Annotated in this window: 16 protein-coding genes; all 16 read right to left on the reverse strand. The window is 65.2% G+C overall.

Going from position 1 to position 12,201, the window contains the following annotated elements:
* Positions 1 to 2 precede the first annotated feature (2 nt).
* The 16 genes from VK92_RS04915 to VK92_RS04985 all read right to left on the reverse strand — a co-directional run bounded on the left by VK92_RS04915 (position 3) and on the right by VK92_RS04985 (position 12,201).
* The gene (locus VK92_RS04915; RefSeq protein WP_048025257.1) at positions 3 to 1,175 is read right to left on the reverse strand and encodes a phage tail sheath protein; all 1,173 of its coding nucleotides are present in this window, start codon (positions 1,173 to 1,175) and stop codon (positions 3 to 5) included.
* Positions 1,176 to 1,286: 111 nt separating this feature from the next.
* On the reverse strand, positions 1,287 to 2,036 hold the full coding sequence (locus tag VK92_RS04920; protein ID WP_048025258.1) for a DNA-methyltransferase: 750 nt from the start codon (positions 2,034 to 2,036) through the stop codon (positions 1,287 to 1,289).
* On the reverse strand, positions 2,014 to 2,196 hold the full coding sequence (locus VK92_RS39485) for a Com family DNA-binding transcriptional regulator (RefSeq protein ID WP_082160890.1): 183 nt from the start codon (positions 2,194 to 2,196) through the stop codon (positions 2,014 to 2,016). Before VK92_RS39485 ends, VK92_RS04920 begins: the two co-directional genes overlap by 23 nt.
* A 149-nt stretch (positions 2,197 to 2,345) precedes the next feature.
* Positions 2,346 to 2,684, reverse strand: a complete 339-nt coding sequence (locus VK92_RS04925) for a hypothetical protein (RefSeq protein ID WP_048025260.1) — start codon at positions 2,682 to 2,684, stop codon at positions 2,346 to 2,348.
* A gap of 22 nt (positions 2,685 to 2,706) precedes the next feature.
* Entirely contained in the window at positions 2,707 to 3,126 is a 420-nt protein-coding gene (locus VK92_RS04930; protein ID WP_231600680.1) for an XkdW family protein, read from the reverse strand.
* 11 nt (positions 3,127 to 3,137) lie between these two features.
* A complete protein-coding gene (locus VK92_RS42795) occupies positions 3,138 to 6,749 on the reverse strand; it encodes a phage tail fiber protein (protein WP_048025264.1) in 3,612 nt (1,203 codons plus the stop codon).
* Positions 6,750 to 6,754: 5 nt separating this feature from the next.
* Positions 6,755 to 7,306, reverse strand: a complete 552-nt coding sequence (locus VK92_RS04940) for a phage tail protein I (protein WP_048025266.1) — start codon at positions 7,304 to 7,306, stop codon at positions 6,755 to 6,757.
* Positions 7,299 to 8,204, reverse strand: coding sequence for a baseplate J/gp47 family protein (locus VK92_RS04945; protein ID WP_048025268.1), 906 nt, complete (start codon positions 8,202 to 8,204; stop codon positions 7,299 to 7,301). Before VK92_RS04945 ends, VK92_RS04940 begins: the two co-directional genes overlap by 8 nt.
* A complete protein-coding gene (locus tag VK92_RS04950; RefSeq protein WP_048025271.1) occupies positions 8,201 to 8,566 on the reverse strand; it encodes a GPW/gp25 family protein in 366 nt (121 codons plus the stop codon). The genes VK92_RS04945 and VK92_RS04950 overlap by 4 nt, the downstream gene beginning before the upstream one ends.
* A complete protein-coding gene (locus VK92_RS04955) occupies positions 8,563 to 9,270 on the reverse strand; it encodes a phage baseplate assembly protein V (protein WP_048025273.1) in 708 nt (235 codons plus the stop codon). Before VK92_RS04955 ends, VK92_RS04950 begins: the two co-directional genes overlap by 4 nt.
* 99 nt (positions 9,271 to 9,369) lie before the next feature.
* Positions 9,370 to 9,819 (reverse strand): phage virion morphogenesis protein, encoded by a 450-nt coding sequence (locus VK92_RS04960; RefSeq protein WP_048025275.1) that lies wholly within the window; start codon positions 9,817 to 9,819, stop codon positions 9,370 to 9,372.
* Positions 9,819 to 10,229, reverse strand: a complete 411-nt coding sequence (locus VK92_RS04965) for a phage tail protein (RefSeq protein WP_048025276.1) — start codon at positions 10,227 to 10,229, stop codon at positions 9,819 to 9,821. The genes VK92_RS04960 and VK92_RS04965 overlap by 1 nt, the downstream gene beginning before the upstream one ends.
* Positions 10,226 to 10,717 carry a hypothetical protein gene (locus VK92_RS04970; protein ID WP_048025278.1) on the reverse strand — a complete coding sequence of 164 codons (492 nt, stop codon included), beginning with the start codon at positions 10,715 to 10,717 and terminating at the stop codon, positions 10,226 to 10,228. The genes VK92_RS04965 and VK92_RS04970 overlap by 4 nt, the downstream gene beginning before the upstream one ends.
* Positions 10,714 to 11,514 (reverse strand): N-acetylmuramidase domain-containing protein, encoded by an 801-nt coding sequence (locus VK92_RS04975; RefSeq protein WP_048025280.1) that lies wholly within the window; start codon positions 11,512 to 11,514, stop codon positions 10,714 to 10,716. The genes VK92_RS04970 and VK92_RS04975 overlap by 4 nt, the downstream gene beginning before the upstream one ends.
* Positions 11,507 to 11,827, reverse strand: coding sequence for a phage holin family protein (locus VK92_RS04980; protein WP_048025282.1), 321 nt, complete (start codon positions 11,825 to 11,827; stop codon positions 11,507 to 11,509). Before VK92_RS04980 ends, VK92_RS04975 begins: the two co-directional genes overlap by 8 nt.
* Complete coding sequence (locus tag VK92_RS04985; protein WP_048025283.1) at positions 11,827 to 12,201, reverse strand: putative holin; 375 nt, start codon at positions 12,199 to 12,201, stop codon at positions 11,827 to 11,829. The genes VK92_RS04980 and VK92_RS04985 overlap by 1 nt, the downstream gene beginning before the upstream one ends.

Genomic DNA, 12,201 nt, shown 5'->3' on the forward strand with positions numbered 1-12,201 from the left:
CGTCAGACGGCGATGCTTTCCGCGAACTTGAGCAGGTAGCGGTCCGTGATGCGCTGGCGGAACGTCAGGTCTTCGAGCGGAGGTGTCGGGCAGAAGTCGTAGTCGAGGAAGCCCTGGCCGGCCTTCAGCGAATCCTTCTCGTTGGCGGCCGGATCGAACCAGCACTCGCCGTCGATCAGGTAGCCGGCCGTCTTCCACGCGCGGAACTTCGCGTTCACGCTGTCGACGATGTCTTTGATCAGCGTGCGGCTCATCGGCTGGTCGACCGCCCACATGTGCGCCTCGGCCATCGTGTCGGCAATCACCTGCGCGGTGCGCACGTAATTCTCGAACGCCCACAGCTTGTCCTCGGAACAGGTGCGCGATCCCCACAGACGGTAACCATTCGCGTTCACCAGGGTGGTGACTTCGTGGCTGTTCAGGTAGCCGGCGTCGGTGTTCGGGTCCTGCAGGTCCCAGAACACGTCGCGGCTGATGCCGGTGACGCCATTCACGACGACGTTCGAGATCGTCTTGTGCCAGCCGGTTTCCTCGTCGATCTTCGCGCGCATGCCGAGCGCGCGCGCCGTCGCCCAGGTGATGTCCTCTGCGTTGGTCGTCGTGTTCCAGTTCACGAAGTCCGGCCAGATCGTCATCAGTTCGCGCTGGCCGAAATTTGCGCGGTACGCGATGGCTTCTTCCTTCGTTTTCGCGCCGAACGCGTTGACGTAGCCGAAGCCGCGCAGCTTTTGCGCGATCGTCGCCAGCTCGGTTGCGACTGGCAGCGTGTCGAGGCCCGGACAGCCGAGCACACGCGGCTTCACGCCGAGCCGGCTCTTCGCAGCGAGTAGCGCTTTCAGGCCGGTGTACTGGCCGTCTGCGGTGGTCGTGCCGATCACGTTGCTGTTCGTTGCGTCGGCATCCTTGCCAGTCGGCACGCGCACGGCGACGACCAGCGGCGAGGTTTGCGCTGCGATCGCGTCGAGCGAACGCGCAAGCGTACCCTTCGTGCCGGCCTTGCCGATCGCGGCCTGTACGTCCGTGATGAGGACGGCACGGTTTTCGGGGAAGGTGGACGGATCGGCGTCGTCGCCGGTGCAGACCATACCGATGACGGCCGTGCTGACCGTGCGGATGGGGCGCGTACCGTCATTAATTTCAATGACGCGTACGCCGTGGTGGTAATCAGAAGGCAAGCTTTTCTCCCGGAAGTGAGCCTTCCGAAAGATTGCCTTCCGCGCGCGCGGAGATCACGCGCGGGAGGTTGTACAGCGGCGAGGCACAACCGAAGCCGCTGCAGGATCGCGCTACGCTGCGGCGGCCTGCGTGTCGAGCTCGGCGAGGCGCGCAGTAGCGACCTGGTGGTAGCTCGGTTCGAGCTCGCACCCGATCCAGTTCAAGCCGGCTTCCTTCGCTGCGGCGAGGAACGTGCCGGACCCGGCGAACGGGTCCAGGACGACGCCGCCGGCCGGCGCCAGGCGCACGACGTCGCGCGCTAGCTGCGCTGGCTTCTCGGTCATGTGGCGCTTCGGATGCGCGAGGCGCTCGGAGAACACGCCAGGCAGATACACGTCGGCGCGGCGCACGGGACCCTTCGTGGCCCAGACCAGGAACTCGGACTGCTGCGCGAAGCCGCCGGCGCGCGGGCGTGTGCGGCCACCGGTCTTGTCCCATACCGCGACGCCGCGCCAGGTGAAGCCGGCAGCCTGAATAGCGTCGGTCAGGCTCGGGAGCTGGCGCCAGTCGACGAAGCAGGCCAGGTGCGCTTCGTTGCGACAGACGCGATAGGCTTCCGCGAGCCACGTCATGCACCAGAACGTCCACGATCGCTGGTCCTTGCTGTCGTGCTGGAACTCCGGATAGACGGTCTTCACATCGCCACCGATGTACTTGCTCGACGGCGCCTGGCTGCGCGAAGCGCTCGTGGTGCCGCCGGACGAGTAGGGCGGATCGGTGAAGACCAGGTCGACGCACGCGTCGGGCAGCGCGCGCATGACGCTCAGGGCGTCGGCCTGGTGTACGCGGTTGATCAGATCAGCGGAGAGAGTGTGTTGCATGGGGCGATTCCCTTGTATCGGAGGCTCTGTGGCCTGCGGGTAAGGGGCTCTCGGCCCTCAGAATATTCATTGCGCCGCAACGCGGGCATTTGATGGTGAGCCGGACGTATTCGCCGGCGCCGAGTTTGCGGTTACAGCTTCCGCATCGGATGTCCTGCATGGGGTGATTCCTGCCTGTGCTAGGATGCCGGCGCCTCTCGAGAGGTGTCGCGGCCCTGGCCAATCCTGCAGGTCTGCTCTGCTGGTGCGGGGCGTGCACGATGTTCCTGCATCGCGCACGTCGCCGCGTCCTTTCCTTCCTATGTCGCCTTACGCGACGATCACACCGCCGGCCAGCATGTAGCGGTCGACCGCGTTGTACATGATCGGTCGATCGGCAGCCGGCTTATCGTCTTCCGGTTTCGCTTCGATCAAGCGACGGTGAATGTACGGCACCGCACCCTCGTTCTCTTCCGGTACACCTTCCACAGAAATTGTCGACGCGAGCTGCAGCGGTTGCTTGCCTGCCTTATACGTTTCTTCCGACACGTAGCTGTTGACCGACGCAACCGTGGTCCCGCTCAGCACGTCGAGCGCGACGTTGCCGATAACGTGGTAGCCGGCCGTTGCACCGGTCAGTGCGAGAACAACGTTTTTCTTGATTGCCATTTCTAACTCCTGTTGGTGTGTGTCAATTCAGTTGTGTAGGTGACTGCGGCCATACAACGTTCAGCGGGAATCCTGCCTGCTGCGGAACGTCGCGCAGCTCGGCGCGGTAGCGCCGAAGAGCGGCCTCCAGCTCGGCCTGGCCCGCGTCGGCAGCCCGTTCGACGAGCGGGTCGACCTTAGCGAGCAGTTCGTCGCGCTGGCGGCGCACGTGCGCCGTTGCGTCGGCCAGCTCGAATTCCTCCTGGAACTCGGGCCACCAGGTCAGCAGATCCGCTGGCGTCGGCGCCGGGATGTCAGCAGGCCCCCAGATCGGCACCCATGCCGTCCTGGTCTGTTCAAACGATTTCTCGTCGACCGGATGCGCGACCCAGTAATCCTTGCCGCGTGCAAGGTTCGGGAATTTCTTCGCGAGAATGAACGCCGCTTGCTCGACGTGAAGCATGGTGTTGCTCGTCATTGGTTCCTCAGAAGTACGCCGTAGACCACGATGGCATTGGCCGTGCCGTTGCCGGGGGCACTGAGTCCGCACACGACCCACGGCGCGGGCAGTGCGCCGCCGAGGCGATCCACGGTGCCGAAATTGTTGACGCCGGAATCCCACTGAACGCGCGCGCCCGCATTGGCCTTGCTGCCGATCGCGTTATCGATGTTGGCGAGCTGATCGGAAAGCCAGACGTCGCCACGAAACGCCAATTTCAGATTCCCATCAGTGTTGAGAATCTGTTGACCTCGCATGTACATCGATCCCCAGTCGTCAACGGACCACGTGACCGCGTTGTACGCACTGTTGATGATCTCCATGCCGCCGCCGTCACGCGCACGCAGGTACGTCCATGAGTCGTAACCCGGCCGGTTATTCCGCAGGCCGATGTCCGCCTGCCAACCGTCGCGGTTCAGCGTGGGCCGGTTGTAGAAGCGGGACAGCGCCGTGACGTGGATGTCGGTGTTGAACTGGACGCGGTTGTCGGCGTTGTAGACGACGATTGCGTTCGACTGCCACGAGCCATCCGGCTTCATGGTCGCCCAAGCCGAATAGTTGCCGTTCATCGTGGCGTGAAACCACGCCTGCGCGGTACCGTCAGCGCGTGCAGCGACGAAGCCGCGTGCGTCCGTGTTGTTCGGCTGTTTAACGCGCAGGTCGCCGGTCATCGTGTCGCCGGCCTTGTTCACCTTTGCGTTCGGATCGAAAGTGCCTTGATCCCACACGCGCGCGCCGTTCACATAGAAACCGCCCTTCACGTCCCACTTGCCCGCGCGGAAGTCGTAGTACCCGTTGACGGTTCCGTCGAACGCGCGCATCCCCATGCCGAACCAGCCCTTCAACGCGAAGTTGTACGTGCTGTAGCTTGCGTTGTCGCCCGTACCGTCCTCGAATCCGTTGGTGCCGCCTCGGGACTGCAGGTAGAGCGGGGCCGCCATCGTGCCGCCGACATTCTTGTCGAGCGGCGTTACGTTCATGGAGTCCCACGGCGTCGCGCCGGCCCACGTCGGGCGCTTCACGAAATTGACCTGCTGGGTCAATCGCGGAATGTCCAGCACGCGGCGTTGCGTCGAGCCGTCATTCTCGAACGCGCTGAGTGCGAAGTCGTCCGTGTCGGATTTGCCGAGCGTGAAACGCGTGGTGTTGCCGTTCTTGAAATACATCGTCGCCCACGACGGGCCGCCGTCAACTGCGTAGCCCCGCCCGCGAATGAGCCCTTCCGCATTGAGAATCGAGCCGTCGTCAGCAGCCGAGCCGATCAATACGCGCCCGCCGTTCTGCATCAGGAACATGTTTCCGACTGCATGGCCGGATCCGCGCGAGATGCTGAGTGCATTCTGGGAGGCGGAGTAATTGTCATTGACGGTGCGGATGCCGAACCCGCCGGCCCCGTCATGCAGCAGTTCCCACTGCCTTTGATCGGTCGCTCCACCTTCGCGTCGCAGGATGATCGATGTCTGCCCGGTGCCGGACCCGTTCGATGCGACCAATGCGCCGACCCCGTTTGACGCCTTGATCGGGCCAACGGCCTGTATTACCGCGCTGCTACCGTCGTCACCAGTCTGGCCGACTACGAATTTTCCGTTTGCGGTCACGCGGGCGCGCTCGGTTCCGCCCGCGCTGAAGGTCATTGCGCCCGCGCCGATAGTGTCGCGGCCGTAAAAACCGATGTTCGGCCCGTTGGCCCCTTTGTACATGCCGATCAGGCCGGACGAACCGGTGCCTTGATCGTTGATGAAGTAGTTTCCGGCACGCATGCTCCCGGCTACCTGCGCCGTGTTCGCACCGTCGTCGGTTGTCCCGCCGATGGTCATCCGGCCGCCCGGAATCAGCCGCGCAATTTCAGAGTTGCCGGCGATAAGTTGCAGCACGCCCGTCGCCATTTCGCTGCCGATCGACACATGGCCGTTCGAGCGAAAGAAACCCCACGCAGCATCGCTGTTCGACCAGGTCGTGACCGAACCGCTGCCGAACCGATGTAACCCACGCGTGACCGCGTTGCCGCCAATCTGGAGCGCGTTTCCATCATCGATCGTCGTGCCGATGAGGACGCGATTCGACGCTCCACCGGCCAGAAACCGCATGGTTTCGCGTCCGTTGTTCGTGATCGCGAACACGCCGTCCGAAATGTGGAAGAAACCCGTGTCCGGTGCGCCGTCGTTCGCGAACGAGATGCCAGGCTTGTCGACAGACCCTTCGGCCGCCAGCAATTGCCCGGACATGGTGAAACCCGTCGTCTGAGCCGGCTTCGGCAGATTGCCCGTGTTCCACACTTCGTTGCCGACAACGATCAGATTCTTCTTGGCGAAGTCGAACGCAAACATCGCGCCCGTTGATGGGAGGTAGAACCCGGCCGCATTCGCGGTACCGAAAAAGTACCCGCCACTCGGGCCGAGCAACATACGCGCCTCGTTCGCGCCGTTGCTGACGTTGAGCATGCCCTTCACCGCCAGTTGACCGTTTACGTACGTGCCGGCGCCTGTGCCGTCCAGAATCACGGCTCCCGTGACGACGTCGACCGTGAGAGGCCGCAAGCTGTTCCACGATGCGCCGGCGTCACTCGCGTCGGTCAACAGAAGATAGAAGTTCGTACCGTCATTGCGCAGCAGCACGTCGCGGCCATTCTTCAGCCGGAAGTTCGCACCGCCGGCGTCCAAGCCGGAGCTGGTGATGCCGCCGGAGAACGTGCCGCTCCCCGCGACCTGGAGTGCATTCGAGCCGTCGTCATTCCGATTCCCGATTAGTACCCGGCCGCCATATGTAACGCGCATCGCGCGAATCTGGTTCGTGTCGCTGTTGGAGTCGTTGGGCGTCCGATTGATCCAGAAGTCCAGATACTCGCGGCCCCACGTGCCGCCGTCGTAGCCGGCGCGGATCGAGGCGATGAGCCGTGCGTTGGTGTCCGCTGTGCCGGCTGCGAAGGTGCCGTGAAAGCGAATCTTCGCCCCACGGTTGAGGGCGCCGGAAGCTGCCGCGACGACGAGCTGCGCATCCTGGTCCGTCGGTGTCGACGTAATGCTGACGGGGCCATTGAGCTGCGGGCGCACGAGTGGCGCGTACCGCGCGGCTGCGGCTTTCGGTGTCACGGCACGCACGTCATCCGTTCCGGCGTCGACCTCGGCCTGCGTCGCCAGCTCGACGACACCTTGGCGCTCGGTGGTCGCCGGCGGATTGAGGAACGATGTCGGCCCGAAAACCAGCTTCGTCACGTCGATCGAGGCGAACACGGTATCGGCGGCCAGCAGCAGCATCGACGCCGGTGCCTTTTCGAGGATCGGGTCGTTTTGCACATAGACGCCGAACAGCACGCCGTTGTCCAGGTACAGACCGAAGCCGAACAGCTTGTACTGGTCCGCGCTGTCGTCCTGGATAACGATGTGGATCGTGTCCTTTGCAACGGTATCGCCGCCGAAGGTCGTGATGCGCTTCAATTCGCTCGGCATCGCGGTCATTTCCGGCTTGAATGCGAAGGCTGCCGTGGCGAGGCCAATCTGCGTGACCTGGCGTGCGGTGGTCCCGGTGTTGCCGGGCGCCACCAGTGCGGCGCGGCCGGCGTCCGTGATGTAGATGAGGTTTCCAGCCATGTTCGTTAATCCGTGAGAGAGAGGCGGCGATAGACGGCCGCACGCACGCCGCATGCGACGCCGATCGGGCCGTGCATGCTGAAGCCCTGCGTGAAGGTGTAGTGAGCGGTCCCGCGCTTCGCGCGATCGACCTCGGCCCGGATGTCGTTGACGTACTGCGCGGTGGCGGGCACGCCGTCACGTGCACCGACCGTCATTACGATCTCGAACGTGCCCGGCACGCCTTCCGGTGTTTTCTCGAACCACTCGCGCATAACGACGTTTGCGCCGAACGACGCGCAGACGTCGCGCACGGCGTCAGCCGTGCCCTTTTTTCGGGCGATCCGGATCGCGGATTTCACGCGTGCCCGCTTTACCTGCTCGGGCCATTCATCGCGCCAGGTGTCGACGCCCATGTGCCAGGCGAGCCACGGCAGGAAGCGCAGCGGGATTCGATCCGGGTCCATCAGCGTGTCGATTTCGACCGGGATCTCGCGCGCGTCAGCATTGGCTTCGGCCAGACGCCGCTCGAGCACCGTAGCGTTCGGCGGCAACAGCGAAGGAGCCAGCTTAGTCATCGGCCACCCCGCCGTCCGTCAGCTCGATACCGGTGCAGTACGGCGCCTGGTCGATCGCAATCGGCACGCCTTCGGCCGGCGTGTCCAGTAGTACCTTCTGGACGCCAGCGACGCGCATCGACGCGTACAGGCCGTCCTTCGTGACTTCGGAACCAGGCCGGTGCATCGAGTCGGCGAAGAGCTGCGTCTTCTTCTGGGCTTCGGCGAGCGCGACCGCGCGATCCGGGCCGTTGAAGAAGCGCAGCGTGGCGCGGATTGCATACCGGACGATCTTCGCGCTCTGGACGATGACCTTGTCTGCCTGCGGCCGCTTCTTCTCCAGCGCCTTCGCTACGATCGCGACCAGCTCGGGGCTGGCGGTGCCGTCACCTTCACGTGACAGGATCGTGACGATCATTACGCACGGCGACGGACTGTACGCAGTCGCCGCTTTCACGAGCCCGTGAGCGGCGCGCGCGTGGAACACGTACGCGTCGTCGGGGCCAGCGACCGAGAAGCCGCGCGGTGCGAGCTGGATGCGTTCACGCAGGCTGTCGTCGTCCTCGTAGACCGGATCGATGCCCCGGTCCGGGTCGCCCGGCGCGATCAGCAGACGGTCGACGTCGAAGAGGGCACCGAGGTGCTCAAGCGTTGAGCGCTGCGCGTACGCGAGCAGGATGCCGCGCGCCTTCTCGTTGATGAGCGCGAGCAGCAGCATCTTGTCGTACGCGGCCTCCTGCAGCAGCTTCACCATCGGCTCCGATTCGAGCTCGAGCGTGGCCGCGATCTCGGCCTGCTGTTCCTTGGGATACAGCGAGACCAGGCGGGCCTTCTTCTCGGCCAGGATCGCTTCGTAGTCGAGTTCGTCGACGATGTCCGGGGCCGGGAGCTGCGACAGATCGATCGGGGTCGTTCTCATGCCGCACCTCGGCTGTTCGTCGTCGGCAGGCGCATGGAGAAGGTCGAGCCAGCGCGCGGGCCGTCCGTGCGTTCGCCTTGCAGCTCAAGCACGGCGCTGCCGTCGATGCCCGTGCTACCAAAATCGACCTGGTCAATCTGGATGCGCAGCTCCCATCGTGCCAGCGCCATGACGGACGCCGCCATGACGCGCATGCGCATCAGGGGATTGACCGGGCCGTCGATCAGCTCGGGAAGGAGCGAGCCGTATTCGCGACGCATTACACGCGTGCCGAGCGGCGTGAAGAGGATGTCCTTCACGGACTGCTCGATGTGGGCCTGGCCGGCGATCGCGCGGCCGGTGTGTGCGTTTATGCCGATCATGCGCCACCCTCGATCGGCTTCGTGGTCTTGGAGAATTCGCCTTGTGCCTGGTGCGGATGTTCCACGAGGCTGACGTTCCGCGAGCGTACGTCGACGTCAGCAGTCACAGTGCCGGTGAAGTGGGCGCTGCCCTGAATCTCGATCACGGAGCCGCCGTCGCCGGCGCCGCCCCCATTCTTGCCGGTTGCGCCCGATTCGAACGTGAGCGGTCCCTTCACGAGCAGCGAGCCCGTCACGGTCGTATCGTCGGCGTCGAGCGTGACGGATTTCGCCTTGACGGTTGCCGTTTTGGTTTCGACCGTGACGCTGACCGGTGCGACGACGCGCACGGTCGCCCCCGCCGGCAGCTCGGCCGTGAGCGCGTGCGATGCGAAGTCATACGAGATGCGCGCCTTGTCCTTGTAGACGCGAACGTGCTGCGTCGGGCTCGAGCTGGGCGCATCGTGGCCGTCGCAATACACGCCAGAGAGAAAGAGACCTGTCGTCGGCTCGCCCGACGGACAGAACAGCAGTCCAGGCTCGCCCTCGGACGGCGGGTCCCACGTGATGCTGTCGCCCGTGCGCTGCGCGAGCCAGCGAATCCAGTCGGTTTGCAGGCCGCCGGATTCAACGCGTACGCGGCGGGCAGCGTGATCGACTGCGATCACGGTGCCTTCGCGAAGCACGCTCTCGATGCGGCGGTTCAGGTCAGCAAAATCATCCATGCAGCGAGGATGCCGCGCGCGCGGGAGAGGGTCACGCGAAATGGGTTGTACACGGCTGGTTAACAACCGTGACCCAATACGAACGGGGAGAGCGCCCTGCTATCGCGACAGGAATTCGAGGACGATGTCAGCGATCCGGTCGACGTCCGGATCGGCCAGGCCGAGCAGCTCACGCACGGGATACTGGACGACCGGGCCGTTGCGCTCGACGCGATCGCGCAGGCCCTCCTGGTGGACGCGGGCGATGCGCTCGACCTGGCGCGTGAAATGCAGCACCGACGCGTCGGCGGTCGCGGCCGTTTTGAGGAAGCGCGCGGTGCGCAGCTTCGCGAACATCGCACGTCGGATGCGGCCCTTCTTGCGCCGCGCCTGCGGCTTGCGTGGCGCAAAGCGGCTACCGTCCGGGTTGCGGGCTTCGGCGATACGCCGTGATTGGCGCCGGCGCAGTTCGGCGGCCAGCCCTTTCGCCAGGACTACGCGCTGCGCGGACGTGAGCTGGCCGAGCAGGCCGGACGCCCAGTCCTCGGCGCGGGACAGTCGATCGACCATCAGGTCCCCGCGATCGGCGGCTCGCCGAAGTGGCGAATCTCATAGCCGTCCGGCTGCTCGACCACACCGACGCGCTCGGTCAGCTTCAGCAAGATCTCGACGTCCGATTTGCCGTTGTCGAGCAACTCGGCCTGAAACTTGAACCCGTCGCGGCAAAGATCGCGGTTCAGCAGCAGCTCGGGCTGGTGGATCTTCAGCCAGGCGATGATCGGCACCATTAGGTGATCCGAATGGCCGGCGTAGTCGGTCACAACGATGTCGAGCGTGTACGCATATTCGAACGACAGCGACTTTGCTGCGGTGACGGCAATCGACCCGTGTTCGATGAAGATGTGCAGCCGGTCGGGATCGCGCGCGAACTCGGGCAGGGCGGCGGTGAGCGCTGCGCGCAGGCTGTTGGGCTTATTCATGGTGCCGATTCCTCGGGGTCACGTACAAGCGCCTGCAGTGCGATCAACTGCTCGGCGGTTTCGTGGCAGGTGGTGTAGTTGCCGGCGACGGTTGCGGCGACGGCAGAGAGCGCAATGCCCGAGGGGGCCGCATCAGCACTTCCGGGATCGCCCACTGGCACGTTGGCGGCGGCGCCGTCGTGCACGCGCACAAACCCAACAGGAACAACGCAGGCGCGATCCGCTTCGCGATCCACATAGACGGGAACCTCCTTGATGATGGTGTCGCCCTTCTCGCGGACGACCTGGACACGGTCGACGTATTGCGTGACAACCTTCACGTCGCGGCGTGCCGCGTCGCGCTCGGCCGTCCGATCGCGCACGTCACGCGCGAGATCGTCGACGTGCCGGCCGGCGTCGACCAAGCGCGCATGCTGGATCGCGATGACGACCGCAGCTATGGCGAGCGCGATCGCGCCGGCGATGAAGATACGGGCGCCAGTCGTCACGCGGCCGTCCGGCTGTAGCGCTCGAAGGCCCGTTCGAGCTTCACGTCGTACAGGTTCTCTGCGTAAGCCTTACCGTTGTACAGCTCGGCAAACTTCGCCCACTTCTTACCGCGCAACGCGGCGAGCATCACCTTGTCAGCCAGGACGAAGCGGACGAATGCCTCGAGCTGCTCGGCCTCACTGACCTTCATCGCCTCGACGAACGCGAACACGTCCGGGTAGCCGAGCGCCTTCCAGTGGAAGCCCATGATTTGAAACGCGCCCCAGCTCGTCGCCTCGAGCGCGCACGCGGCCGAAATCTGCGATGCGCTCGCGAGACGCGCGTATTCCGCAGCATCGCCGGCGTAGCCGCCGCGCTTCTGGTTGACCAGGGCCGGATATTTCGCCGCCAGCGCGTCCGCATCGAGGCCGGCCGCCGCGAGCTGGCGGTACATGATGTGCCGCTCGTACAGGATCACGGGCCGGCCGTCAGGCAGGAACCCGGCGCCTTTCGATTCCACCTCATTGACGGCGCGCACGGCCGCGATATCGACCTGCAGCCGATCAGCCGCGCGCTGCAGGTCGGCGTCGGTGAGGTGGCGAGGATCGCGCCGGCCGGCCGAGAGTGTCGACCAGGTCTTCGGGCCGGCGATGCCGTCTGCGACCAGCCCGTGCGTGGCCTGGAACGCCACCACGGCGTTACGGGTTGCGCTGCCGTAGATTGCGTCGGTGTCGAGGCGCGCGCCGGCTGCGATGAGCTGGCGCTGCAGGTAGCTGACGTCGGCGCCGCGGTCGCCGAGGCGAAGGGTCTTATACATGGCGCCCCCATACCTTGAATTGCAGGACGCGCGCGATCAGGGAGGCGCGCGGGTTGCCACGGTGGAACAGCTCGACGACGTTGCCGCGAACGCCGTACACGGCAAGGCACAGGACGCCGACAAGCACCGTGTCGGCCAGGTCCGCCGGGGGCAGCAATCCGAACGCGGCGCGGATCGGCGCGGCGCCGGCAGCGACGGCGATCGTGTACGCCAGGCATGACGCGAGCGGCCGGTGTGCGCTCGTGCCACGACGGAAGGTCACGAGGCGCAGCGCGAGCGCTGCGCACAGCATCACGTAGACGGTCGTGAGCATCACTTTTCCCTCCCCTTGAACACGTTCAGCAGCCGGTCGGGCGCGTCGGCCTGGGCGATCAGCCAAAGCAGCAGTTTCACGACGAGCGCGGACGCGATCAGCGCGCCGATGCCGGCGTGCACCTCGACGCGGGCCGGCAGCACGGCGCCGAGCGCGGCCGCGAACAGCTCGGCCGTGAGGCAGCCGGCGACGAACGAGATCACGAAGAACGCGATGCGCTTCGGGATTGACGGGTCGGCGGCCGTCATCACGAACAGCAGCGAGCCGGCGAACGCGCCCATGACGACGTTGGCGTCGACGCCGGGAAACAGCGACAACGTTGCGACGCCGAGCGCCGCGATCGTCGCGGACGACGTAGAAATTGGTTCAGCCAT

This window comes from Burkholderia sp. LK4 (genome assembly GCF_001043615.1).
Taxonomy (GTDB): Bacteria; Pseudomonadota; Gammaproteobacteria; order Burkholderiales; family Burkholderiaceae; genus Burkholderia; species Burkholderia cepacia.

Bases quoted from the DNA above. Each gene is read 5' to 3' on its own strand.
- VK92_RS04975 (WP_048025280.1), bottom strand. From the start codon at position 11,514: ATGTATAAGACCCTTCGCCTCGGCGACCGCGGCGCCGACGTCAGCTAC.
- VK92_RS04985 (WP_048025283.1), bottom strand. From the start codon at position 12,201: ATGGCTGAACCAATTTCTACGTCGTCCGCGACGATCGCGGCGCTCGGC.
- VK92_RS04930 (WP_231600680.1), bottom strand. From the start codon at position 3,126: ATGCTTCACGTCGAGCAAGCGGCGTTCATTCTCGCGAAGAAATTCCCG.
- VK92_RS04960 (WP_048025275.1), bottom strand. From the start codon at position 9,819: ATGGTCGATCGACTGTCCCGCGCCGAGGACTGGGCGTCCGGCCTGCTC.
- VK92_RS04955 (WP_048025273.1), bottom strand. From the start codon at position 9,270: ATGGATGATTTTGCTGACCTGAACCGCCGCATCGAGAGCGTGCTTCGC.
- VK92_RS39485 (WP_082160890.1), bottom strand. From the start codon at position 2,196: ATGCAGGACATCCGATGCGGAAGCTGTAACCGCAAACTCGGCGCCGGC.
- VK92_RS04950 (WP_048025271.1), bottom strand. From the start codon at position 8,566: ATGATCGGCATAAACGCACACACCGGCCGCGCGATCGCCGGCCAGGCC.
- VK92_RS04980 (WP_048025282.1), bottom strand. From the start codon at position 11,827: ATGCTCACGACCGTCTACGTGATGCTGTGCGCAGCGCTCGCGCTGCGC.
- VK92_RS04945 (WP_048025268.1), bottom strand. From the start codon at position 8,204: ATGAGAACGACCCCGATCGATCTGTCGCAGCTCCCGGCCCCGGACATC.
- VK92_RS04920 (WP_048025258.1), bottom strand. From the start codon at position 2,036: ATGCAACACACTCTCTCCGCTGATCTGATCAACCGCGTACACCAGGCC.
- VK92_RS04940 (WP_048025266.1), bottom strand. From the start codon at position 7,306: ATGACTAAGCTGGCTCCTTCGCTGTTGCCGCCGAACGCTACGGTGCTC.
- VK92_RS04965 (WP_048025276.1), bottom strand. From the start codon at position 10,229: ATGAATAAGCCCAACAGCCTGCGCGCAGCGCTCACCGCCGCCCTGCCC.
- VK92_RS42795 (WP_048025264.1), bottom strand. From the start codon at position 6,749: ATGGCTGGAAACCTCATCTACATCACGGACGCCGGCCGCGCCGCACTG.
- VK92_RS04925 (WP_048025260.1), bottom strand. From the start codon at position 2,684: ATGGCAATCAAGAAAAACGTTGTTCTCGCACTGACCGGTGCAACGGCC.